The sequence below is a fragment of the Bradyrhizobium sp. PMVTL-01 genome (assembly GCF_051861855.1).
Taxonomy (GTDB): Bacteria; Pseudomonadota; Alphaproteobacteria; order Rhizobiales; family Xanthobacteraceae; genus Bradyrhizobium.
The window spans coordinates 6,898,470-6,920,643 of record NZ_CP193982.1 but is presented as its reverse complement, the minus strand read 5'-3'; the positions used below and the strand labels follow the sequence as shown (position 1 = coordinate 6,920,643).

Below are 22,174 nucleotides of genomic sequence, written 5' to 3'. Positions count from 1 at the left end.
GCTCGACCAGATGACGATAGTGTCGTCCAGCAAACGACTCTTCTTTTCGGCAGAGCCTTCCATTTCAACGCGCTGAATTCGAGTGCCGGAACCTGGCCTTACAAGCAGCCTGCAGCCTCCTACCATGAGTGGCCGGATGCGGAAGACCCATTCCCACCGGAGCAGGTAATCGATGCTTGGAGCGCCTACCAGCCAACGCGACTCTCGCTGATCGCGTCCAGGTACTTGCGCGATTGCACTAATAGCATACCCGATCGTTACGATGAGCGAAGTGATGGCTTCATTTCGAGGCGGTCGTTTGCAAGGCTCGCCACACCGCGCACGGTTTACAGGTCCGAAAAGATCTGGCACAACCTGAAATTACACCTGGTGCCCCTGTTCGCCTTGCTGATGCCGTGAAGATCGCATTTCCTTTAAGGGAATGACGGTCGCGGGTTTGCGTCGCGAGCGCGATCGGAGTCGATTGATTATTGAGAAGATTGCCGGCAAAGAATTTACAACGCTGGCTCATATCGAACGGATGAGAGAGCTATGCCGCGAAGAAGCAAGGGGGCCCGACTTCAGCTCAAGGCTGCCCGCCGAAACAAGAGCGGAAAAATCACTCACCAGGCAACCTGGATCATCAGAGACAATGGCCGGGATGTCAGCACAGGCTGCGCTGCAGATGAGATTGCGGCCGCGGAGGAAAAGCTAAGAGACTACATAACCTCTAAACACACCCCAAAACGACGAATTCGCCACATAGACGATATCGCTATTGCGGATGTCCTCTCGATTTATTTGGACGCGCAGTTGGACAAGCTTCGCGGCCGTTTCAATGTCGATAGCGAGAGCGAAGATACCATCCCCGATATCCGCAAGTTCAAGAAGCGGATCGAACGGTTGAACGAGTGGTGGGGAGCAAAAATGCTGGGCGAGGTAAATGGGGAGGCATGTCGCTCGTACGCCAAGAAGCGCGGCAAAAGGGGAGGCGCGCGCAGAGACCTTGAAGACCTCCGCGCTGCCATTGGTCACCATGCAGGCGAAGGATATCATCGGGAAATCGTGAAGGTGTCGCTGCCGGAGAAGGGGCAACCCCGAGACAAGTGGCTGACGCGCAGCGATGCGGCCAAATTGGTTTGGACCTGCTGGCGCTATCGCGAAATGCAAAAAGGCTCTCGCCGACCGATGGAGGACGTGAAGGTCCCCACAAGCAAGCGTCCCCTTCGCCATCTTGCGCGGTTCATTTTGCTGGGCATCTACAGCGGAACCCGTGCGGGAGCTATCGCAGCCTCGTCTCCCATTCCGGCGATCGGTCGCTCCTATGTAGACCTGGAGCGCGGTCGCTACTACCGTCTGAAACAGGGCAGCGCCAAAACCAACAAGCGGCAACCGACGGTGCCCATCCCCTTTCGCTTGCTAGCTCATCTGCGGCGCTGGTACCGGATTGATCCAGAGGCGAAGCATTTCGTCGAGTACAACGGAAGGCCGATTACCTCGGTCAAAACGGCGTTCAAGAGTGCTGTGAGGCTTGCAGGGCTTGGTCCGGGCATCTCGCCTCACACTCTGCGACACACTGCGGCTACTTGGCTGATGCAGAGAGGGGCAGATCCTTGGCAGGCGGCAGGCTATCTCGGAATGTCGCTTGAGGTTCTGCTCAACACGTATGGCCATCACCATCCCGACTATTTGTCCGACGCCGTCGAGAAAATCGCCAAGCGCGATCCCGCGGGCGAACGAAAAGCGGTCGTATCTGGTGCGGTTTCTGGTGCGGTGATTCCGATCAGACGAAACGGGGCCTGATAAGTTGCTGATTTTATTGGTGGGCCCGGCAGGACTCGAACCTGCAACCAGACCGTTATGAGCGGCCGGCTCTAACCATTGAGCTACAGGCCCCGCCGCGGGACGGCCGCGGGAACGCGCGGCCGGCAGACGGTGCGTGGTTCGTTTACAGGGCCTGAGGCGGGGGTGCAATCCTCAAGCGTTTTCAAGGCGAAGTGGTGCTCGGTCCGCGTCGGGACAACGCGCCGAACGAACCGGGCCGATCAAGCGGAATGCGCCGCGCGCCAGATGATAGCTGAATTCGGAATAATCGCATTCTGCCACTGTTTTGCCCGACGAGTCAAACGTCCGTCACGCTCATCCGGCCGGGCCACATTCTGCGCTTCCTTAAGCCCCTGTGATTGCTCACGTCTTCTACTGTGCATGGGGTTGTTTTCGCACTCTTGTTTGAGAGCGCCTGTTGGCCCTCTCAAAACTCTTCTCGCGGCGCCCCGCTGCTAATCCACCGACACCCCCGCGAACTCCACCACCTTGCGCCATTTCTCGGTCTCGTCCGCGACCAGCTTGCCGAACTCGGCGGGCGTCATGGGCCTCGGGATGCCGCCATTCTCGGTCAGCCGCGCGATCACCTTCGGGTCCTTCAGCGCTTCGCCGACGGCCTTGTTGAGGATCTCGATCAGCTCGTTGGGCGTGCCCTTCGGCGCGGAGATGCCGTAGAAGCCGACCGATTCGAAGCCCGGCACGGTCTCGGCGATCGCGGGCACGTCGGGCACGGTCGGCCAGCGCTGCGGCGAGGTCACCCCTAGCGCGCGGACATTGCCGCCGCGCGACTGCTCGAGCGCGGAGGGCAAATTGTCGAAGATCAGCTGCACCTTGTTGGAGATGATGTCGGGGAAGGCGATCGCCGAGCCGCGATAGGGCACGTGGATCATGTCGCACTTGGTCATCGCCTTGAACAGCTCGGCCGACATGTGCACCGAGGTGCCGTTGCCGGAGGAGGCGAAGGAGATCTTGCCGGGATTGGCCTTGCAATAGTCGATGAACTCCTGGACCGTCTTCGCCGGAAACGCGTTGGAGACGACCAGCATGTTGGTGAGCTGCATGATGCTCGCCACCGGCACGGTGTCGCGCAGGAAGTCGAACGGCAGCTTCTTGTAGAGCGAGGTCGAGATCGCGTTGTTGGGCGCGACGAACAGCAGCGTGTAGCCGTCGGGGGCTGCGTTGATCGCAGCCGCAGCCGCGATGTTGCCGCCGGAGCCGGTACGGTTCTCGACGATGAATTGCTGGCCGAGCCGGTCCGAGAGCGCCTGCGCCATGATCCGCGCCACGATGTCGACCGGACCGCCGGCGGCAAAGCCGATCAGCCAGTGCACGGGGCGGTCGGGATAGGCGGCCGCGGCGGGAGGGGTGGCGCTGAAAAGACCTAGGAGAATCGCGAGCCCGAAAACACCGTTACGCAAAATTCGCAACATGACGCCTCCCATTGTTCTATTGTCGTTGGGCTCCATGCTTTCACAAAAACGGGCGGCTGCCTACATCGCCGCAAGTCGGTGTTGACGCAGGCCCGCCGGGAACGACCATGAGATTCGCAATCATCCTTCTCGCAGCGGCGCTGCTCGCCAGTCCCGCCGCGGCCCAAACCGGAGGCAACGCCATTCCCGCCAAGACAATCAGCCTCGGCACCGCAACGCCCGGCGGCGGCTTTCCGCTCTATGGCAATGCCTTCGCGGAAGTGATGAACGCGGCCGATCCCGTCATCACCATCGCCCCGCGCAACACCAAGGGCAGCAACGAGAACATTCCGCTTCTGGAGAAGGGCGAGCTCGATCTCGCTTTGGTCGCAGGCGAGCCGGCCTATGAGGCTTTTGCCGGCATCGGCCGCGCGCCGGTGAGCTTGAAGATTCTCACCGCGATCTATTCCAACCCCGGCATGTTCGTCGTGCGCGCGGACAGTCCCTACAAGACGATTGCCGATCTCGTCGGACAGCCCGTCGCGTTCGGCGCCAAGGGCTCGGGCCTGCCGATCCTGGCGCGCTATGTGCTCGATGGCCTCGGCCTGAAGCAGGACGAGGACTTCAAGGCGGTCTATCTCGACCGCGCCGGCGACGGCCCTGCCATGGTCGAGGACGGCCGCGTCGCCGCGCTCTGGGGAGCCGGCATTGGCTGGCCCGGCTTTGCCGCAGTGGCCTCCAGCGCGTCAGGCGCACGCTTCATCGCGCCAAGCGCGGAGGAGATCACGCGCGTCCGCGCCAAGCATGCGTTCCTGAAGCCGCTGACGGTGCCGGCGGGCAGCTACCCCAAGCAGTCCGAGCCCATTGCCTCGCTCGGCTCGTGGAGCTTTGTGCTGACACGCGAGGATCTGCCCGACGACGTCGCCTATCGCCTGGCGAAGACGCTGCATGGCAATGAGGCGACGTTCTGCAAGACACTTGCGCAGGCCTGCGAGACCACGGCCGCGAACACCGTCGCGGCCGCGCCGCGACCGGAGCTGATCCATCCAGGTGTGATGAAGTATTTTCGCGAGATCGGAGTGGTGAAGTAGGGAACGCTCCAAGCGCGCGCCTTTTTCCTTCTCCCCTTGTGGGAGAAGGTGGCGCGAAGCGCCGGATGAGGGGGCTAGGGGGTGCACCGTCATCGCGGCCTCATCCTCGCCAAACCTATTTCTTCACCAGCGGACACGCCGGGTCCGGCGGGCCGAACGCCTTGTCGCCGGAAATCGTCGTGAGGATCTTGTAATAGTCCCACGGATATTTGCTCTCCTCCGGCGTCTTCACCTGCACCAGCCAGAGGTCGTGCACCATCAGATTGTCCTCGCGCAGTTTGCCGTTGCGGGCGAAGAAATCCTCGATCGGCTTCTCGCGCATCTTTGCCGCGACCTTGAGCGGGTCGTCGGTGCCGGTCTCCTTGATGGCGTTGAGATAGTGCATCACGCTGGAATAGACGCCGGCCTGCCACATCGACGGCATCTTGTTCATCTTGGCGAAATAGCGCTTCGACCATTCGCGCGTCTTGTCGTCCATGTCCCAGTAGAACGAGGTGGTCAGCAGCAGGCCCTGCGCGGCCTGCAGGCCGAGGCCGTGGATGTCGGTGATCAGCGCCAGCAATGCCGCCATCTGCTGGCCGCCCTTGAACACGCCGAACTCCGAGCCGGTCTTGATCTCGTTCATGTTGTTGGGGGGACCAGCGGCAATGCCGATGATCTTGGCCTTGGAGGCCTGCGCCTGCAGCACGAAGGAGGAGAGATCAGGCGTTGCCAGCGGCGGCCGCACCGAGCCCAGCACCTTGCCGCCATTGGCAGTGACGACGCTGGAGGCATCGCGTTCGAGCGAGTGGCCGAAGGCGTAGTCGTCGGTGATGAAGAACCAGCTGTCCCCGCCGCGCTTGACCACGGCATCGGCGGTGCCGACCGCGAGCGCGCGGGTATCGAACACCCACTGGATCGCGAAAGGCGAGCAGAACTTGCCGTGGAAATCGGCGGTACCGGTGGAGTGGGTGATGAACAGCCGCTTCTTCTCGTTGGCGATGTTCTGCACCGCGAGCCCGACCGCCGAGACCGGCACGTCGACGATCAGGTCGACCTGGTCGACGTCGTACCAGCGCCGCGCGAGCGAGGCGCCGATGTCGGCCTTGAGCTGATGGTCGCCGACCACGATGCTGATCGGCTTGCCGAGCACGGTGCCGCCGAAATCGTCGACTGCCATCTGCGCCGCGGTCACCGAGCCCTGGCCGGTTGGCGCGGAGGCCGGACCGTTCATGTCGGTGAGAACGCCGATCTTGACGACGTTGTCGGACACCTGCGCCATGGCAGCGCCCGGCAGAACGGCCGCTGCCAGCGCGGCCGCGACCGGCAGTCCAAATCTCGCTCGATTCACGTTTGTCCTCCCCTGGGTCCGGCGCGTTGGCCGGTGTTGCTTTCGCCGGGTATGGCCCGGCTGAATTGGTTTCTTTTGCAACTATTTTGGGGTGGGCGTCAACGTCAGGCCGCGAAGCGGATCTGTCCTGCCGGCGAGGGGTCGTAGCCGGTCAGCTCCTCGGCGCGCTGGAGCAGCCGTCTTTCGCTGAGGAACCGGATCAGTGCCTGCATGGCGGGACGGAAGTAGGTGCGCTGCCGCATCGCGAGGTCGAAATTCTCCCAGACCAGCGGCACGAAGTCGAGGCCGGCCGAGCGCGCCGCTGCGCGCGTCGCGATCCCGCAATCGGCTTGTCCGGCACGGACCATTTCGGCGAGATCCGGCCCGGTGAGGGCCGGCGCCTCCACCCGGCGCAGAGCGCGCGTCGTGGCGTCCACGCGCTTGAGCAGCACCTCGAGCAGCATCTGCGCGCCCGTGCCCTGTTGTCGCATCGCCATCCTGGCGCCGAGCGCGAGCACGTCGGCGAGGTCGCTCAGCTGTTTCGGATTGCCCGGCGGCAGCACCAGGCCCTGCTCGCGTCGCACGAATGCGACCAGCAGGGCGTCATGCAGGTCCGGAGCGTTTTGCAGAGCCGTCACACTGGCATCGGCGGCAAGATTGCCGGTGGAATCCAGGCTGTGGAAGTGCACGGCCACGGCCATCACCTCGTCGCGCTGCAGGCGCTCCAGCCCGCGCGCGCTGCCCTCGCTCATGGAGCCGAGGCCGGAGCCGGATTCGCGCAGGCTCCAATCCAGCAGCTCGTCCTGGCTGCCGCCCACGACGGGCGGCGGCTCGGTGGTCAGCATGCCCGCCGGACGCGCGAGGCCCGAGAGGACCCAGAGGTCGAGCTCGTGCCGGGGGAAGAGCCACTTGCCGGTCACCTTGCTGCAGGGGATCGCACCGGTGGTGACGAGTTCGTAGAGCTTGCGCTCGCCAAGTCGGAGATAGTCAGCGGCTTCACTGGTCGTCAGGAATTCCATCCTGCATTCCTATGCAAATTCTTGCTTCATTTTGGACGTTCGTCGCAGGTGGAATTCTGCAGTTCATCTTGTGTCCGCGGGAACCATGCCCGATCATCTCGTTGCTTTGCAACACATCCGCGCACGCGATTTCTGCTTTGGTGAACGATCCCGAAGCGCGCACCTTGCGGGCGTCGCGAATGCTTTGCGATCGCTGAGCCGCGTTATACCTTGCCGAAATATCCCGAACAGGGCGCGATTGGCGTCACGAGTGCGGCGCAATCCATCATCATGATCGCGTCATATCGAAGGGAACCAGCTCATGGCCGCTCGCCGCCTGTCCGTTGCATTCGCGCTTCTCTGCGGCCTTGCTGTGGGCGTTGCGGCCGCTCTCGCGGAGGATCGTGCGGTCGTGCTGGCCGCGACGACATCGACACAGGAGTCCGGCCTGCTCGATCATCTGCTGCCGATCTTCCGTGACAAGACCGGTGTCGAGGTGAGGGTGATCGCGCGGCGCGCCGACGAGGTGCTCGACGGCGCGCGAAAGGGCGAGGCGGACGTCGTGCTGACACATGCGCGGCCGCAGGAGGAAAAATTCGTTGCCGACGGTTTTGCCGTGAAGCGCTTCGACGTCATGTACAACGACTATGTGCTGGTCGGGCCGAAGAGCGATCCTGCCGGCATCAAGGGCAAGGACATCGCGACCGCGCTCAAGGCGATCGAGGCCAAGGGCGCGCCGTTCGTGACCCGCGGCGATCGCTCCGGCACCCATGCTGCGGAGCTCGCGCTCTGGATCGTCGCCGGCATCGACGTCGCCGCCGCCAAGGGGGCCTGGTATCGCGAGGCCAAGCAGGGCATGGTCGCAGCACTCGAGGCCGCGCGCGCCGCCAATGCCTATGTGCTGTCGGACCGCGGCAGCTGGATCGGCTTCAGGGATCGCGGTGATCTCGATGTCGTCGTCGAAGGCGACAAGCGTCTGTTCAACCAATACGGCGTGATGCTGATGAGCCCCGAGAAGTTTCCGAACGTGAAGAAGGAGCTGGGGCAAACCTTCATCGACTGGCTGATCTCGCCGGAGGGACAGGCTGCGATCGCAGCCTACAAGGTCGACGGCCAGCAGGTGTTCTTTCCAAATGCGGACAAGACGGCCGGCTGAGATCCTCATCTCCTGCGGTTGCCAAACCGGACGAGGCATGATCCATCATGGCGCATGACCCAGCGTCTGCCGCCTTCTTTGACGCCGCTCGATACCGCACTCGCCGCGTTGCTGCGAGGCGTTGATCCGGTCGCGCCGGTCGTGTTGCCGCTGTCCGAGGCCATTGGCTGCGTCGCAGCGGGCGCGCCGCAGGTGGCGGCCTATCCGCCGCATGACATCGCTGCCGCGGACGGCTGGGCGCTGCGCGCCAACGATCTCGTCGGTAGCTCCGCCTATGCGCCGCTGCCCTTGGCGAGGGCCGCTGTTTGGGTCGATGCCGGCGATGCGATGCCGGAGGGATGCGACTGTGTGCTCGATGCCGACGCCGTGGAGGTTTCGGGGCCGCTTGTGCAGGTGCTGGCGGAGGGCGTGCCGGGGCAGGGTATCCGGCGCGCCGGAGGCGATATTGCCGCTGGCACGACGGCCGGTGCCGAGGGGTACCCGATCGGCCCGGCCGACCTGTTGATCGCGGGCGTCGCGGCGGCAGGCGGGCTGAGCGTGCGGCATCCGCGGCTGCGCATCGTCAACGTGCCGGGCGCGACGACGACGGCGCATATGATCGCGGGCATCGCCCGCGCCGCAGGACAGGATGTGCGGACGCTTGAGGCCGCCGCGCGCGATGAAGCATCGATCGCTGATGTGCTCGATGCGTCCGCCTGCGACCTGTTGTTGACGGTCGGAGGCAGCGGCCTCGGTCGCCAGGACGCGGCGGTGACCGCGTTGGCAGGGTGCGGCGAGGTGCTCGCCCATGGCCTTGCACTTCAGCCCGGCCGCACCGCTGCGGTCGGACGGCTTGGCAAGGTTCCCGTCGTTGCCTTGCCCGGCTCGCCGGATCATGCGCTCGCGGCCTGGCTGGCGCTGGTGCTTCCGCTCATCGATCGTCTGTCGGCACGGCAGCCGCGTCGGCCGATGACCCTGCCGCTCGCGCGAAAAATCGCATCCACGGTCGGCATCGCCGAAATCGCGCTGCTGGCCGAGGAACATCGTGCCTGGATGCCGCTTGCGGTGGGGGAGTGGCCGTTCCAGGTCATTGCCCGTGCGGATGCATGGCTGATCATTCCCGCCAGCCACGAGGGATTTGCGGCGGGTACGCCCGCCGATGCCTATCTGATGCGGCAGTGATATGGGTTCCGGCATGACCACTCCCCAATCGCAAGCCCGCAGCGCGCTCGAGCAGGAGCAGTTCCTCAAGATCCTCTCGCGCGAGGAGGCCCTGGCGCGCTTCGAGGCCGCGCTGTTCCCGCGCGCGATCCCGAGCGAGCTGCGCAAGCTTGGCGATACGCTAGGCACGGCGCTCGCCGAAGATGTCACTGCGCCGATCGATGTGCCGCCGTTCGATCGCTCAAACGTCGACGGCTTTGCCGTCCGCTCGGCGGATCTCGCTGCGGCCAGCGAAGGTGCACCGAGGCGCCTTGCGTTGAATGCGGAGACCATTCACTGCGGCACCGCGCCGAGGATGCAGGTCGCGGCGGGCACCGCCACACCGATCGCTACCGGCGGCCCGCTGCCGCGCGGCGCCGATGCCGTCGTCATGGTCGAGCACACGCAGCCGGCCGGCCCTGATGCGATCGAGGTCCGCCGTGCCGTCTCGCCCGGGCAGTTCGTGTCCTACGCCGGGTCCGACATGGCGCGCGGCGAGGCGCTGCTGCGCGCGGGCACCATCATCGGATCGCGCGAGATCGGCATGCTGGCAGCCTGCGGGATCGCGGAGGTCACCGTCGTGCGGAAGCCGCGTGTTGCGGTGATCTCCACCGGCGACGAGCTGGTCCAGCCCGGCAAGGCGCTCGCGCCCGCGGAGATCTACGACACCAACGGCGCGATCGTCGCGGCCGCGATCGACGAGAACGGCGGCGAGGCGATCTTCCTGGGTGCCATTCCAGATGACGAAGCAAAGCTCGAAGCGGCGATGCGGCGCGCGCTTGCGGACGCCGACATGCTGGTGCTCTCGGGCGGCACCTCGAAAGGCGCGGGCGATCTGTCCCATCGCATCATCGGCCGGCTCGGTCAGCCCGGCATCATCGCGCATGGCGTCGCGCTCAAGCCCGGCAAGCCGCTGTGTCTCGCGGTGTGCGACGGCAAGCCGGTGGTGATCCTGCCGGGCTTTCCGACCTCGGCGATGTTCACTTTCCACGACATGATCGTGCCGGTGCTGCGCAGGATGGCCGGGCTGCCGCCGCGCTCCGACGCCAAGGTCGGTGCGACCGTGCCGGTGCGCATCGCCTCCGAGCTCGGCCGCACCGAATTCGTCATGGTTTCGCTGCTCGAGGGCAAGGGCGGCCTGATCGCTTATCCCACCGGCAAAGGCTCCGGCGCGATCACCTCGTTCGCGCAGGCCGACGGCTTCCTGCGCATCGACGCGCTCGCGGACCAGATGCCGGCGGGCAAGGAGACCGAGGTGACGCTGTTCACGCCGCATGTGCGCGTGCCCGATCTCGTCATCGTCGGCAGCCATTGCACCGGCCTCGATCTCGTTACCGCGCAGCTCGCGCATGCCGGCCTGACGGTGCGCTCGATCGCGGTCGGCAGCCTCGGCGGCCTTGCGGCGGCGAGGCGCGGCGAATGCGATCTCGCGCCGATCCATCTGTTCGACGACAGGAGCGAGACCTACAATACGCCCTACCTCGTCGAGGGGCTCGAGCTCGTCCCCGGCTGGCGGCGGATGCAGGGCATCGTCTTCCGCCGGGGCGACACGCGGTTCGAGAGGCTCAGTGCCAAAGAGGCCGTTGCTGCGGCGCTCGCCGATCCCGCCTGCATCATGGTCAACCGCAATCAGGGCGCCGGCACGCGCATCCTGATCGACCGGCTGCTCGGCGCTGCGCGACCGGAAGGTTACTGGAACCAGCCGCGTTCGCACAACGCCGTTGCCGCGGCTGTCGCGCAGCACCGCGCCGATTGGGGCATGACCATTGCGCCGCTCGCCCATGCGGCCGGCCTCGGTTTCATTCCGCTCGCCGAAGAGCATTATGACTTCGCGCTGGTGACGACGCGCAAGGACCGTCGGGCGGTGCAGGCGTTTCTCGAGGCGCTCGGCTCGAATAATGCGCGTACGGCGCTGGAGCGGGCGGGCTTCCGGCCCGCGTAGACATGCCGCGTTTCACCGCGGCGGTCGGTCTGTGCGGCCTGATCGCCTTCGCGATCATCTGGGCGCAGCTCCTCAACGAGTTTCCAAATCGTAAAGCGAGCTCAAGCCGCGTCGTCGAGCGCCGCGAGCCGTTCCGCCTCGGCGATGTCCTCGACCGTGTTGGCGTTGAAAAACGGATCGAGCGGCTCGGTCGGCCAGGTCACCGTCGCGAGCGGGTAGCGCGCGGTCCAGCGGTCGATCTTGCGGAGGTCTTCGACGACGAGTGCGTGACGCAGCTCGTCGCGCAGGGCGACACGCCACAAGCCGATCACCGGATGCGACTGCTCGCCTGAAGCCGCGACCGCGAGCTGCGCGTTCTCCCGGCTCCGCGCTTCGTGCAGGCGCGCGACGAGATCGCGCGGCAGGAACGGGCAATCGCCGGCTGCGCTGAGCACCCATGCGATGTCAGGCCGGTTGTGCGCGGTCCAGTCGAGCGCGGCGAGGATGCCGGCGAGCGGGCCGGGAAAGCCAGGCACGTCGTCGGCGACGACCTCCAGGCCGAAGGCGGCGAAACGGGCGGGATCGCCGTTCGCGTTGAGGATCAGCCCGCTGCATTGGGACGACAGGCGCGCGATCACGCGTTCCAGAATGGTGCGGCCGCCGATGGTGCGCATCGGCTTGTCGCCGCCGCCCATGCGCCGCGCCAGACCGCCGGCGAGCAGCACGCCCTGCGTCAGCGGAAATTCAGTCGTCACCACCTTCACCCTTGCGCTTGTGCTTGGCCGACTCTTCCTCGACGTAAGCGAGGTTCTGGTCGTGGACGATGCGTTCCTCGCCCGCGAGTGCGATGAAGCGCTTCCCGCGCGTGCGGCCGACCAGCGTCAGCCCGACCTGTCTTGCGAGATCGACGCCCCAGGCGGTGAAGCCGGAGCGCGACACCAGGATCGGAATGCCCATCCGCACGGTCTTGATCACCATCTCCGAGGTGAGGCGTCCGGTGGTGTAGAGGATCTTGTCGGATGGATCGACGCCGTGCCGGTACATCCAGCCGGCGATCTTGTCGACGGCGTTGTGCCGGCCGACGTCCTCGGTGTAGCAGAGCGGCGTGCCCTCCTTGCACAGCACGCAGCCATGGATCGCCCCTGCCTCGAGGTAGAGCGAGGGCATGGTGTTGATGGTCTGCGTCAACTGATAGAGCCAGGAGGTGCGCAGCTCGGCCTTCGGCAGCGCGACGCTTTCGACCGCCTCCAGGAGGTCGCCGAAGGCGGTGCCCTGCGCGCAGCCCGAGGTCTGCGTGCGCTTCTTCAGCTTGGCCTCGAAATTGGTGTGGTGCTCGGTGCGTACCACGACCACCTGGAGATCGTCGTCGTATTCGACCTCGGTGACCGCGTCGCTATATTTCAGCATGTTCTGGTTCAGCAGGTAGCCGAGCGCCAGATATTCCGGATAGTCGCCGATCGTCATCATGGTGACGATCTCCTGGGCGTTCAGGTAGAGCGTCAGCGGCCGCTCCATCGGCACCTTGATCTCGACCCTGGCGCCGGTCTGGTCGGTGCCGGTCACGCTCCGTGTCAGTCGCGGGTCGTCCGGGTTGGGGACGATCAGGGGCACCGGGGCTTTGTCGATCTTCATCATGGCCGCGACGTTAGCATGACATTCCGCTCAAGCCGATATAAGCATGGCCGGGAGAGAGCGAAATGCCGCCTCGTCGTCATTGCGAGCGCAGCGAAGCAATCCAGAACTAGATCCGCGGTGACAGTCTGGATTGCTTCGCTGCGCTCGCAATGACGGGGATAGCCGGCGGGTTCCATCGGCCGGCGAGCCGTTGGCGGAGATCGAAGAGTTATGAAAGTCATCGGCCTTGCAGGCTGGAGCGGTGCGGGAAAGACCACGCTGTTGACGCGGCTGATCCCGCATTTCAACGCGCAAGGCCTGCGCGTCTCCGTCATCAAGCATGCGCATCATCAGTTCGACGTCGACGTGCCCGGCAAGGATTCCTGGCGCCATCGCGAGGCCGGGGCGGCCGAGGTGCTGGTGGCCTCGTCGAATCGCTGGGCCTTGATGCATGAATTGCGCGGCGCGGCGGAGCCGCGGCTGCCGGAGCTATTGAGCAAGCTCTCCGCGGTCGATCTTGTCGTGGTCGAGGGCTTCAAGCGCGAGCCGCATCGCAAGATCGAGGTGCATCGCGCCGCCAATGGCAAGCCGCTGCTGTTTCCGGACGATCCCGGAATTGCCGGCATCGCGACCGACAGCGCCATTGAAACCCGGCTGCCGACCGTCCATCTCGATGATATCCCCGCTGTGGCCGCGCTGCTGCTGCGTGCGGCCATGCCGGTCGAGGAAGCGGTGGCAACAAGCGTCGCGACACGCTGACGAGGCACCATGGCGCAACTGTCAGACGATTGCTTTGCCTTCGGCGGACCGATGATGTCGGTCGACGAGGCCGTTGGCCTCATCACGACGCGCGTCAACGCGATTGCCGATCTGGAAACCGTGGCGCTCGTCGATGCGGACGGGCGCGTGCTGGCGCGCGACATTGCCGCGCCCTTGCCGCTGCCGCCGTTCACCAACTCTGCGGTCGACGGTTACGCCGTCCGCAACGCGGACCTTCCGCAAGCTGCGGAGCAGGCATTCCCGCTCGATGGCCGCATCCAGGCCGGTGGTCTTGCGCAGGCACCGATCAAGCCCGGCCACACCGCGCGAATCTTCACGGGCGCGCCGATGCCGCCCGAGGCCGAAACCGTCTTTATGCAGGAGGATGTCCGCATCGATGATTCCGGCCGGATCGTGCTGCCGCCGGGGCTGAAGCAGGGCGCCAATGTCCGCCCCGCCGGCGAGGACATTCCGAAGGGACACGTTGCGCTGCGCGCCGGCCAGCGCTTGCGGCCACAGCATGTCGCGCTTGCCGCGGCGTTCGGCCTTGTCGGGCTCGACGTCGTGAGGCGCATCCGCGTCGCGGTGTTCTCGACCGGCGACGAGCTGGCTTCGCCGGGAGAGCCGCGTGCGACCTCGCAGCTGTTCGATTCCAATCGCTTCATGCTGATGGCGATGCTGCGCCGGCTCGGCTGCGAGGTCAGCGACCTCGGCATTTTGCGCGACGAGCGAGCGTCGCTTGCGAGCGGCCTGAAGCAGGTGGCAGGCGCGCATGATCTGATTCTCACCACCGGCGGCGTCTCGACCGGCGAGGAGGATCACGTCAAGGCGGCGGTCGAGAGCGTCGGCTCGCTGGTGCTGTGGCGGATGGCGATCAAGCCGGGTCGGCCCGTGGCGATGGGCATCATCGGCGGCACGCCGCTGATCGGCTTGCCCGGCAATCCCGTCGCCAGCTTCGTCACCTTCGTCCATGTGGTGCGGCCGACGGTGCTGGCGCTGGTGGGTGCCCTCCCGGAGCCGCTGTTGCCGATCCCGGTGCGTGCGGCATTCACCTACAAGAAGAAGATCGGCCGCCGCGAATATGTCCGCGCCTCGTTGCGGCGCGGGGAGGACGGCGCGCTGGAGGCCATCAAGTTCCCGCGCGAAGGCGCCGGACTGTTGTCGTCGCTGGTCGAGACGGATGGCCTGGTGGAACTCGGCGAGCCCCTCGCAGTCGTCGAGCCCGGGCAGAGCGTCGGCTTCCTGTCTTATGCCGATCTGCTGTGAGTGGTTGCGTTGACGCCGTCGCTGCACCCCGCCATGGTGCGCCCATGACCAGAACCACGCTCGATCTCACGGGGCTGAAATGCCCGCTGCCTGCGCTCAAGACGCGCAAGGCGCTGAAGCCGTTGCAGCCCGGCGATCAGCTCGAAGTGCATTGCACCGACCCGCTGTCGGTGATTGATATTCCAAACCTGATCCGCGAGACCGGCGACAAGGTGGAGATCACCGAGCGCAACGACGCGCGCATCGTGTTCTTGATAGAGAAAGCAAATGGTTTGATAGCAAACGTCAATGGTGCGCTGCGGTCTTGAGCACGTTACCGCGCTGATACCGACCTTTTGTCTATCGACATCAATCACCGCTTCTGTCCACACTGACAGTCTCCGTGCAGGCGCGGAGGTTGACTCGTGTCTGCGACACGCGGGACGCGGCTGCACTCACGAAGCCTGCAAGGTCGCATCGGGGACAAACCCTCATTGAGGGACTTTTCGAACACGCGCGTGACGATCCTGGCGCGCGTCGGACGATCGTGCGGAGCTGCATAGACAGTTGACTGCACCGCAATGGCTGAGGGGCAGGATCATAGCGGCAGGCTTGCTCAGAAGGGCAGCCTTAGGGGAGGACTGTATGTCTACTATTGAGAGCGCTGGAACAATTTCGGGCGCTGGTGCGGGTTTTCTTGATCGCGAGCGGACCATCGCGACCGCCGGCTTCAATCGCTGGCTGGTGCCACCGGCGGCGCTGTGCATCCATCTCTGCATCGGCATGGCCTATGGCTTCTCGGTATTCTGGCTGCCGCTGTCGCGCGCGATCGGCGTGACCGCGCCGAAGACCTGCGGTGACATTTCGCTGTTGCAGGAGCTGTTCACGACCAGCTGCGACTGGAAGGTCGCCAGCATGGGGTGGATGTACACGCTGTTCTTCGTGCTGCTCGGCATTGCCGCGGCGGTGTGGGGTGGCTGGCTGGAGCGCGTGGGTCCGCGCAAGGCCGGCTTCGTCTCGGCGCTGTGCTGGTGCGGCGGACTCTTCCTCGGTGCGATAGGCGTCTACAGCCATCAGCTCTGGCTATTGTGGCTGGGGTCGGGCGTGATTGGCGGCGTCGGCCTCGGCCTTGGCTATATCTCGCCGGTGTCGACGCTGGTGAAGTGGTTTCCGGACCGCCGCGGCATGGCGACCGGCATGGCCATCATGGGCTTCGGCGGCGGCGCCATGATCGGCGCGCCGCTGGCGAACCTGCTGATGAACTATTTCAAGACGCCGACCTCGGTCGGCGTCTGGGAGACCTTCGTCGCGATGGGCGTCATCTACTTCGTCTTCATGATGATCGGCGCATTCCGCTATCGCTTGCCGCCGCCCGGCTGGCAGCCCGAGGGCTGGACCCCGCCGGTCAAGGCCAACGCGATGATCTCGAAGAATAACGTCCATCTCAACGATGCGCACAAAACCCCGCAGTTCTGGCTGATCTGGTGGGTGCTCTGCCTGAACGTGTCCGCGGGTATCGGCGTGATCGGCATGGCTTCGCCGATGCTCCAGGAGATCTTCGGCGGCAAGCTGATCGGCCTGCCGGACGTCGGTTTCAACGCGCTCGATGCCGGGCAGAAGGCGCAGATCGCGGCGATCGCCGCCGGTTTCGCCGGATTGCTGTCGCTGTTCAACATCGGCGGCCGCTTCTTCTGGGCGTCGCTGTCGGACAAGATCGGCCGCAAGAACACCTACTACACGTTCTTCATCCTCGGCATCGTGCTCTATGCGCTGGCGCCGACCTTTGCTGCGATGGGCTCGAAGCTGCTGTTCGTGCTCGGCTTCGGCATCATCCTGTCGATGTATGGCGGCGGGTTCGCCACCGTACCGGCGTATCTCGCCGACATGTTCGGCACCCAGTTCGTCGGCGCGATTCACGGCCGGCTGCTGACGGCGTGGTCGACGGCCGGCATCATCGGCCCGGTCGTAGTGAACTACATCCGCGAGTTCCAGCTCGCGGCGGGCGTGCCGCGCGACCAGCTCTACAACACGACGATGTACATCCTGTGCGCGATGCTGATCGCGGGCCTGATCTGCAACTATCTGGTCAAGCCGGTCGAGTCGAAGTGGCACATGAAGGAGGCCGATGTCGCCAAGTTGCAGGCGGCGAGCGCCAGCGCCGCCGCTGCGGGGCCGCATGGCTCCTACGGCATCGGGTTCGGTGGGCTTGACATCAAGGCGGCGTTCTTCTGGGCGATCGTCGGCGGTCCTCTGCTCTGGGGTGTCTGGAAGACGCTGGAGAGCGCGGTCAAGATATTCTGATCGCACATTCATCGCGAGCGGAGCGCGCCATGCGCGCGCTTCCGCCGCTCATTTCGATGGTTCAAAATCACCCCTGGGGGAATTCGATGGTTCGTAAGCTCGTTTGTGGCGCCGCCATGCTGCTCATTGCCGGCGCCCTGCAATCCGCATCCGCGCAGACCGCCGGTGCACCGGCCGCAACGCCGCCCGCCGCGACCGAGGCCAAACCCGGCAAGATCAAGCTGACCGTGCAGAAGCTCAAGGACATGAAGGCCAAGTGGAGCGCCAACAAGCCGAAGCTCAAGGAGTGCCGCAAGGACGTGAAGGCCAAGGGCCTCGCGGGCGACGATCGCTGGTTCTACATCGAGGAATGCATGGGCAAAAGCTGACCCATCGGCATCGGGGCATGGAGCGTCACCTGTCGCCTCGGAGCGGGAGCGCGATACGATTTCGCTATCGCAGCATAGGAGGCCTTTATTGATCTCCAGACCGATTCAGGCTTCGTTCTATCGCTTGGCGCGTTGACCGACCGCAACGCCGTGTCCGGGCAGCGATCCAGGGTTGCCTTGGGGACGCGCTTAACTGCCTCCGCGAGCATGATAATTCGCTTGGCATCTGGCATGCCAGAGGCTAGAAGTGGAGCCGTTCTAAAAGACGAGATCGAGACGAATCGATGAGCCACGACGCGCAGAAGGTCCGCCCGTTCGAGCATCCCGGCGAGGGACGCCGACGCGCCAAGGCCACGCCCAAGGGGCGGCAGGTCGACCCGATCGCCGCGCACGAGATCGAGCAGTTGCTCGGCGACAGGCCGCGGCGGCGCGACCTCCTGATCGAATATCTGCACCTGATCCAGGACAAGTACCATCAGATCTCGGCCGCGCACCTTGCCGCGCTCGCCGACGAGATGAAGCTCGCCTTCGCCGAAGTGTTCGAGACCGCGACCTTCTACGCGCATTTCGACGTGGTGAAGGAGGGCGAGCCCAACGTTCCGCCGCTGACGATCCGTGTCTGCGATTCGCTGACTTGCGCCATGCTCGGCGGCGAGAAGCTGCTCGAGGATCTGCGGAGTGCGTCCGGTCCCGGCATCCGCGTCGTGCGCGCGCCCTGTGTCGGGCGCTGCGATACCGCGCCTGCCGCCGAAGTCGGCCACAACTTCGTCGACCATGCGACCGTCGCCAATGTGATGGCGGCCGCGAAGGCCGGCGACACTCACGCGCATCTGCCTGATTGTGTCGACTACGACGCCTATGTTGCCGGCGGCGGCTACAAGCTGCTGAACCGCGTGCGCTCGGGCGAACTGTCGAAGGACGATCTCCTGAAGTCGCTCGACGATGCCTCGCTGCGCGGCCTCGGCGGCGCCGGCTTCCCGACGGGACGCAAATGGCGCGCGGTGCTGGGCGAGCCCGGTCCGCGGCTGATGGCGATCAACGGTGACGAGGGCGAGCCCGGCACGTTCAAGGATCGCTATTATCTCGAGACCGATCCGCACCGTTTCATCGAGGGCATGCTGATCGGCGCCCATGTGGTGCAGGCCTCTGACGTCTACATCTATCTGCGTGACGAATATCCGGCCTCGCGCGAGATTCTCGAGCGCGAGATCGCAAAGCTCCCCGCCGGCGGCCCGACGCTGCATATGCGCCGCGGCGCCGGTGCATACATCTGCGGTGAAGAATCCTCGCTGCTGGAAAGCATCGAGGGCAAGCGTGGCCTGCCCCGGCACAAGCCGCCTTATCCGTTTCAGGTCGGCCTGTTCGGTCTGCCGACGCTCATCAACAACGTCGAGACGTTGTGGTGGGTGCGCGACATCGTCGAGAAGGGCGCCGACTGGTGGAAGGGGCATGGCCGCCACGAGCGCCACGGCCTGCGCAGCTTCTCGGTCTCGGGCCGCGTCAAGCATCCCGGCATGAAGCTCGCGCCTGCGGGCATCACCGTGCGCGAGCTGATCGACGAATATTGCGGCGGCATGGCCGACGGTCATCAGTTCTACGCGTATCTTCCTGGCGGCGCCTCCGGCGGCATCCTGCCCGCGTCGATGGACGACATCCCGCTCGATTTCGGCACGCTGGAGAAATACGGCTGCTTCATCGGCTCGGCCGCGATCGTGATCCTGTCGCAGAAGGACAGCGTGCGCGCAGCGGCATTGAACCTGATGAAGTTCTTCGAGGACGAGAGCTGCGGCCAGTGCACGCCGTGCCGCGTCGGAACCCAGAAGGCGGCGCTGCTGATGCAGAAGCCGGTCTGGAACCGGGCATTGCTGGAAGAATTGAGCCAGACGATGCGCGATGCCTCGATCTGCGGGCTCGGACAGGCCGCATCGAATCCGCTGTCCTCCGTGATCAAATATTTCCCTGACGAGTTCAAGGAAGCGGCCGAATGACCAAGATTACGTTCGAGCTCGACGGCAAGCAGGTCGAAGCCAAACCTGGCGAGACGATCTGGCAGGTCGCGAAACGCCAGGGCCGCGACATCCCGCATCTCTGCTACTCGCCGGCGCCGGACTATCGACCCGACGGCAATTGCCGCGCCTGCATGGTCGAGATCGAGGGCGAGCGCGTACTGGCGGCATCCTGCAAGCGCACGCCGTCCGTTGGCATGAAGGTGAAGACGGAATCCGCGCGTGCGGTGTCGGCGCAAAAAATGGTGATGGAGCTGCTCGTTGCCGACCAGCCGGCGCGCGAGACCAGCCACGATCCGGACTCGAAGTTCTGGCACTGGGCCGAGACCACGGGCGTCACCGAGAGCCGCTTCCCCGCCGCCGAGCGCTGGGAGACCGATGCCAGCCATCCGGCGATGCGCGTCAATCTCGATGCCTGCATCCAGTGCGGCCTCTGCGTGCGGGCCTGCCGCGAGGTCCAGGTCAACGACGTCATCGGCATGGCCTATCGCAACCATGGCGCCAAGATCGTGTTCGACTTCGACGATCTCATGGGCGAGTCCACCTGCGTCGCCTGCGGCGAATGCGTGCAGGCCTGTCCAACCGGCGCGCTGATGCCGGCCGTGATGCTCGACGAGAACCAGACCCGCGTGACGTACGCGGACAAGAAGGTCGATTCGCTCTGCCCGTTCTGCGGCGTCGGCTGCCAGGTGACCTACGAGGTCAAGGACGAGAAGGTGATCTACGCGGAAGGCCGTGACGGCCCCGCCAATCACAACCGTCTTTGTGTGAAGGGCCGCTTCGGCTTCGACTATATCCACCATCCGCATCGCCTCACAAAACCGCTGGTGCGGCTGCCGAATGCGAACAAGCATGCCAACGACCAGGTCGATCCCGCGAATCCCTTCACCCATTTCCGTGAAGCGAGCTGGGAAGAGGCGCTCGATATCGCCGCCAAGGGTCTCGTCAAGATCCGCGACGAGAAGGGTGTGAAGGCGCTGGCCGGCTTCGGCTCGGCCAAGGGATCGAACGAAGAGGCCTATTTGTTCCAGAAGCTGGTGCGCACCGGTTTCGGTTCGAACAATGTCGATCACTGCACCCGCCTGTGCCACGCTTCGTCGGTCGCGGCGCTGTTCGAAGGCCTGAGCTCCGGTGCGGTGTCGGCGCCGTTCTCCGCCGCGATGGATGCCGAAGTCATCATCGTGATCGGCGCCAACCCGGCCGTGAACCATCCGGTCGCCGCGACCTTCATCAAGAACGCGGTGAAGCAGAACGGCGCAAAACTGTTCGTGATGGATCCGCGCCGGCAGTCGCTGTCGCGTCATGCCACCAGGCATCTGCAGTTCAAGCCGGGCTCGGACGTCGCGATGCTGAACGCGATGATCAACACGATCATCACCGAGGGCCTGACCGACGACCAGTACATCGCCGGCTACACCGAGGGTTTTGAGGACCTCAAGGACAAGATCAAGGAGTTCACGCCGGAGAAGATGGAGCCGATCTGCGGCATCCCGGCGCAGACGCTGCGCGAGGTCGCGCGCACCTATGCGAGGGCAAAATCGTCGATCATCTTCTGGGGCATGGGCATCAGCCAGCACGTCCACGGCACCGACAATGCGCGCTGCCTGATTGCGCTCGCGCTGATCACCGGCCAGGTCGGGCGTCCCGGCACCGGCCTGCATCCGCTGCGCGGCCAGAACAACGTGCAAGGCGCCTCCGATGCCGGCCTGATCCCGATGTTCCTGCCGGACTACCAGCCGGTCGGCCGCGACGACATGCGCGGCGCTTTCGAGAAGCTGTGGCAGCAGGATCTCGACCCCGTGCGCGGCCTGACCGTGGTCGAGATCATGAATGCGATCCATGCCGGCGAGATCAAGGGCATGTACATCGAGGGCGAGAACCCCGCGATGTCCGACCCGGATCTGCAGCATGCGCGCCATGCGCTCGCCATGCTCGATCATCTCGTGGTGCAGGATCTCTTCGTCACCGAGACCGCCTTCCACGCCGACGTCATCCTGCCGGCGTCGGCCTTTGCGGAGAAGGACGGCTCCTTCACCAACACCGACCGGCGCGTGCAACTCGCGCGCCAGGTGATCAAGCCGCCGGGCGATGCGCGCCAGGATCTCTGGATCATCCAGGAGATAGGCAAGCGCATGGGGCTGCGCTGGAATTACGCCGGCCCCGGCGACGTCTATACAGAGATGGCGGAGTTGATGCCGTCGCTGAAGAACATCAGCTGGGAGCGGCTGGTGCGCGAAGGCGCCGTCACCTATCCAGCCGACGATCCGAACAGGCCCGGCAACGAGATCATCTTCACCACGGGCTTCCCGACCGCGAGTGGCCGCGGCAAGATCGTGCCGGCCAAGGTGATCCCGCCGGACGAACTGCCCGACGCAGAATACCCGATGGTGCTGTCGACGGGCCGCGTGCTGGAGCACTGGCACACCGGCTCGATGACCCGCCGCGCCCAGGTCCTCGACCAGATCGAGCCGGAGGCGGTCGCCTTCATGTCGCCGAAAGACATGCGCAAGAAGCAGCTCGCGCCGGGCGATTTCATTCGCCTGGAAACGCGCCGCGGTGCCGTCGAGGTCAAGGTCCGGTCCGATCGCGATGTGCCGGAGAACATGGTGTTCATGCCGTTCTGCTACGCTGAGGCGGCCGCGAACCTGTTGACCAATCCCGCGCTCGATCCGTTCGGCAAGATCCCGGAGTTCAAATTCTGCGCGGCCCGGGCCGAGCGCGCGGAGATGCGGGACGCGGCGGAGTAGGGGCTCCTCTCTGTGGAGTTTGGCGGCATGGCACCGCCAAACTCCGCTGCCGTCCCTGCGAACGCGGCTTGCCACATCCACCGCTGTCATGCTCCGGCTTGACCGGGGCATCCAGACCGCCGCGGCGGATGTAGTGGGAGCGAACGCTTCAAAGCTCGCCTCTGGAATACTGGATCGCCCCGTCAAGCCGGGCGATGACATCGAGGGTGTGGTAGGCAAATGTGCATCGTCATTGCGAGCCACCGGGTCCGCGCGAAGCGCGGCCCGA

17 protein-coding genes and 1 tRNA gene are annotated in these 22,174 nt (G+C 65.1%); 12 read left to right on the top strand and 6 right to left on the bottom strand.

Annotated elements, in window-relative coordinates; all coding sequences use genetic code 11:
* The first annotated feature begins 531 nt into the window (after positions 1–531).
* A complete protein-coding gene (locus ACRQ5Q_RS33430) occupies positions 532–1,782 on the top strand; it encodes a tyrosine-type recombinase/integrase (RefSeq protein ID WP_439394186.1) in 1,251 nt (416 codons plus the stop codon).
* Positions 1,783–1,799: 17 nt separating this feature from the next.
* Here ACRQ5Q_RS33430 and ACRQ5Q_RS33425 read toward each other — a convergent pair.
* Together ACRQ5Q_RS33425 and ACRQ5Q_RS33420 are read right to left on the bottom strand one after the other, a co-directional pair.
* Positions 1,800–1,875: transfer RNA gene (locus tag ACRQ5Q_RS33425), tRNA-Ile, on the bottom strand.
* Between the two features lie 383 nt (positions 1,876–2,258).
* Positions 2,259–3,233 (bottom strand): Bug family tripartite tricarboxylate transporter substrate binding protein, encoded by a 975-nt coding sequence (locus tag ACRQ5Q_RS33420; protein ID WP_439373598.1) that lies wholly within the window; start codon positions 3,231–3,233, stop codon positions 2,259–2,261.
* Between the two features lie 107 nt (positions 3,234–3,340).
* Here ACRQ5Q_RS33420 and ACRQ5Q_RS33415 point away from each other — a divergent pair, with 107 nt between their 5' ends.
* Complete coding sequence (locus tag ACRQ5Q_RS33415; protein ID WP_439394184.1) at positions 3,341–4,303, top strand: TAXI family TRAP transporter solute-binding subunit; 963 nt, start codon at positions 3,341–3,343, stop codon at positions 4,301–4,303.
* Between the two features lie 115 nt (positions 4,304–4,418).
* Here ACRQ5Q_RS33415 and ACRQ5Q_RS33410 read toward each other — a convergent pair whose 3' ends face one another.
* Both ACRQ5Q_RS33410 and ACRQ5Q_RS33405 read right to left on the bottom strand, forming a co-directional pair.
* Positions 4,419–5,633: an ABC transporter substrate-binding protein gene (locus tag ACRQ5Q_RS33410; protein ID WP_439394182.1), complete on the bottom strand. Its 1,215-nt coding sequence runs from the start codon at positions 5,631–5,633 to the stop codon at positions 4,419–4,421.
* Positions 5,634–5,737: 104 nt separating this feature from the next.
* Complete coding sequence (locus tag ACRQ5Q_RS33405; protein ID WP_439394180.1) at positions 5,738–6,631, bottom strand: substrate-binding domain-containing protein; 894 nt, start codon at positions 6,629–6,631, stop codon at positions 5,738–5,740.
* A 301-nt stretch (positions 6,632–6,932) separates the two neighbouring features.
* On the opposite strand from ACRQ5Q_RS33405, the gene ACRQ5Q_RS33400 reads away from it, so the two are divergent.
* From ACRQ5Q_RS33400 to ACRQ5Q_RS33390, 3 genes are read left to right on the top strand one after another with little or no spacing between them, the layout of a single operon-like run.
* On the top strand, positions 6,933–7,766 hold the full coding sequence (locus tag ACRQ5Q_RS33400; RefSeq protein ID WP_439373602.1) for a substrate-binding domain-containing protein: 834 nt from the start codon (positions 6,933–6,935) through the stop codon (positions 7,764–7,766).
* A gap of 54 nt (positions 7,767–7,820) precedes the next feature.
* Positions 7,821–8,927 carry a molybdopterin-binding protein gene (locus ACRQ5Q_RS33395; RefSeq protein ID WP_439394179.1) on the top strand — a complete coding sequence of 369 codons (1,107 nt, stop codon included), beginning with the start codon at positions 7,821–7,823 and terminating at the stop codon, positions 8,925–8,927.
* A gap of 1 nt (position 8,928) precedes the next feature.
* The gene (locus ACRQ5Q_RS33390) at positions 8,929–10,887 is read left to right on the top strand and encodes a molybdopterin biosynthesis protein (protein ID WP_439394177.1); all 1,959 of its coding nucleotides are present in this window, start codon (positions 8,929–8,931) and stop codon (positions 10,885–10,887) included.
* Between the two features lie 101 nt (positions 10,888–10,988).
* Here ACRQ5Q_RS33390 and mobA read toward each other — a convergent pair whose 3' ends face one another.
* Positions 10,989–11,630, bottom strand: a complete 642-nt coding sequence (gene mobA, locus ACRQ5Q_RS33385) for a molybdenum cofactor guanylyltransferase MobA (RefSeq protein ID WP_439394175.1) — start codon at positions 11,628–11,630, stop codon at positions 10,989–10,991.
* Positions 11,611–12,501 (bottom strand): formate dehydrogenase accessory sulfurtransferase FdhD, encoded by an 891-nt coding sequence (fdhD, locus tag ACRQ5Q_RS33380; protein ID WP_439373606.1) that lies wholly within the window; start codon positions 12,499–12,501, stop codon positions 11,611–11,613. Before fdhD ends, mobA begins: the two co-directional genes overlap by 20 nt.
* A 210-nt stretch (positions 12,502–12,711) precedes the next feature.
* On the opposite strand from fdhD, the gene mobB reads away from it, so the two are divergent.
* The 7 genes from mobB to fdhF all read left to right on the top strand — a co-directional run bounded on the left by mobB (position 12,712) and on the right by fdhF (position 21,906).
* Positions 12,712–13,239 (top strand): molybdopterin-guanine dinucleotide biosynthesis protein B, encoded by a 528-nt coding sequence (mobB, locus tag ACRQ5Q_RS33375; RefSeq protein WP_439373607.1) that lies wholly within the window; start codon positions 12,712–12,714, stop codon positions 13,237–13,239.
* 9 nt (positions 13,240–13,248) lie between these two features.
* Entirely contained in the window at positions 13,249–14,505 is a 1,257-nt protein-coding gene (locus ACRQ5Q_RS33370) for a molybdopterin molybdotransferase MoeA (RefSeq protein WP_439394173.1), read from the top strand.
* Positions 14,506–14,549: 44 nt separating this feature from the next.
* Positions 14,550–14,813 carry a sulfurtransferase TusA family protein gene (locus tag ACRQ5Q_RS33365; RefSeq protein ID WP_439373609.1) on the top strand — a complete coding sequence of 88 codons (264 nt, stop codon included), beginning with the start codon at positions 14,550–14,552 and terminating at the stop codon, positions 14,811–14,813.
* Between the two features lie 316 nt (positions 14,814–15,129).
* Entirely contained in the window at positions 15,130–16,785 is a 1,656-nt protein-coding gene (locus ACRQ5Q_RS33360) for an OFA family MFS transporter (RefSeq protein WP_439373610.1), read from the top strand.
* Positions 16,786–16,871: 86 nt separating this feature from the next.
* Positions 16,872–17,153, top strand: a complete 282-nt coding sequence (locus tag ACRQ5Q_RS33355; RefSeq protein ID WP_439373611.1) for a hypothetical protein — start codon at positions 16,872–16,874, stop codon at positions 17,151–17,153.
* 284 nt (positions 17,154–17,437) lie between these two features.
* Positions 17,438–19,141 (top strand): NADH-ubiquinone oxidoreductase-F iron-sulfur binding region domain-containing protein, encoded by a 1,704-nt coding sequence (locus ACRQ5Q_RS33350; RefSeq protein WP_439373612.1) that lies wholly within the window; start codon positions 17,438–17,440, stop codon positions 19,139–19,141.
* A complete protein-coding gene (gene fdhF / locus ACRQ5Q_RS33345) occupies positions 19,138–21,906 on the top strand; it encodes a formate dehydrogenase subunit alpha (RefSeq protein ID WP_439394172.1) in 2,769 nt (922 codons plus the stop codon). Before ACRQ5Q_RS33350 ends, fdhF begins: the two co-directional genes overlap by 4 nt.
* The last annotated feature ends 268 nt before the right edge of the window (positions 21,907–22,174 follow it).

Coding starts and splice junctions, on each gene's coding strand:
- ACRQ5Q_RS33360 (WP_439373610.1), top strand. CDS start 15,130: ATGTCTACTATTGAGAGCGCTGGAACAATTTCGGGCGCTGGTGCGGGT.
- ACRQ5Q_RS33370 (WP_439394173.1), top strand. CDS start 13,249: ATGGCGCAACTGTCAGACGATTGCTTTGCCTTCGGCGGACCGATGATG.
- ACRQ5Q_RS33420 (WP_439373598.1), bottom strand. CDS start 3,233: ATGTTGCGAATTTTGCGTAACGGTGTTTTCGGGCTCGCGATTCTCCTA.
- ACRQ5Q_RS33355 (WP_439373611.1), top strand. CDS start 16,872: ATGGTTCGTAAGCTCGTTTGTGGCGCCGCCATGCTGCTCATTGCCGGC.
- ACRQ5Q_RS33365 (WP_439373609.1), top strand. CDS start 14,550: ATGACCAGAACCACGCTCGATCTCACGGGGCTGAAATGCCCGCTGCCT.
- ACRQ5Q_RS33415 (WP_439394184.1), top strand. CDS start 3,341: ATGAGATTCGCAATCATCCTTCTCGCAGCGGCGCTGCTCGCCAGTCCC.
- ACRQ5Q_RS33430 (WP_439394186.1), top strand. CDS start 532: ATGCCGCGAAGAAGCAAGGGGGCCCGACTTCAGCTCAAGGCTGCCCGC.
- fdhD (WP_439373606.1), bottom strand. CDS start 12,501: ATGATGAAGATCGACAAAGCCCCGGTGCCCCTGATCGTCCCCAACCCG.
- ACRQ5Q_RS33350 (WP_439373612.1), top strand. CDS start 17,438: ATGAGCCACGACGCGCAGAAGGTCCGCCCGTTCGAGCATCCCGGCGAG.
- ACRQ5Q_RS33400 (WP_439373602.1), top strand. CDS start 6,933: ATGGCCGCTCGCCGCCTGTCCGTTGCATTCGCGCTTCTCTGCGGCCTT.
- fdhF (WP_439394172.1), top strand. CDS start 19,138: ATGACCAAGATTACGTTCGAGCTCGACGGCAAGCAGGTCGAAGCCAAA.
- ACRQ5Q_RS33405 (WP_439394180.1), bottom strand. CDS start 6,631: ATGGAATTCCTGACGACCAGTGAAGCCGCTGACTATCTCCGACTTGGC.
- mobB (WP_439373607.1), top strand. CDS start 12,712: ATGAAAGTCATCGGCCTTGCAGGCTGGAGCGGTGCGGGAAAGACCACG.
- ACRQ5Q_RS33395 (WP_439394179.1), top strand. CDS start 7,821: ATGACCCAGCGTCTGCCGCCTTCTTTGACGCCGCTCGATACCGCACTC.
- ACRQ5Q_RS33390 (WP_439394177.1), top strand. CDS start 8,929: ATGGGTTCCGGCATGACCACTCCCCAATCGCAAGCCCGCAGCGCGCTC.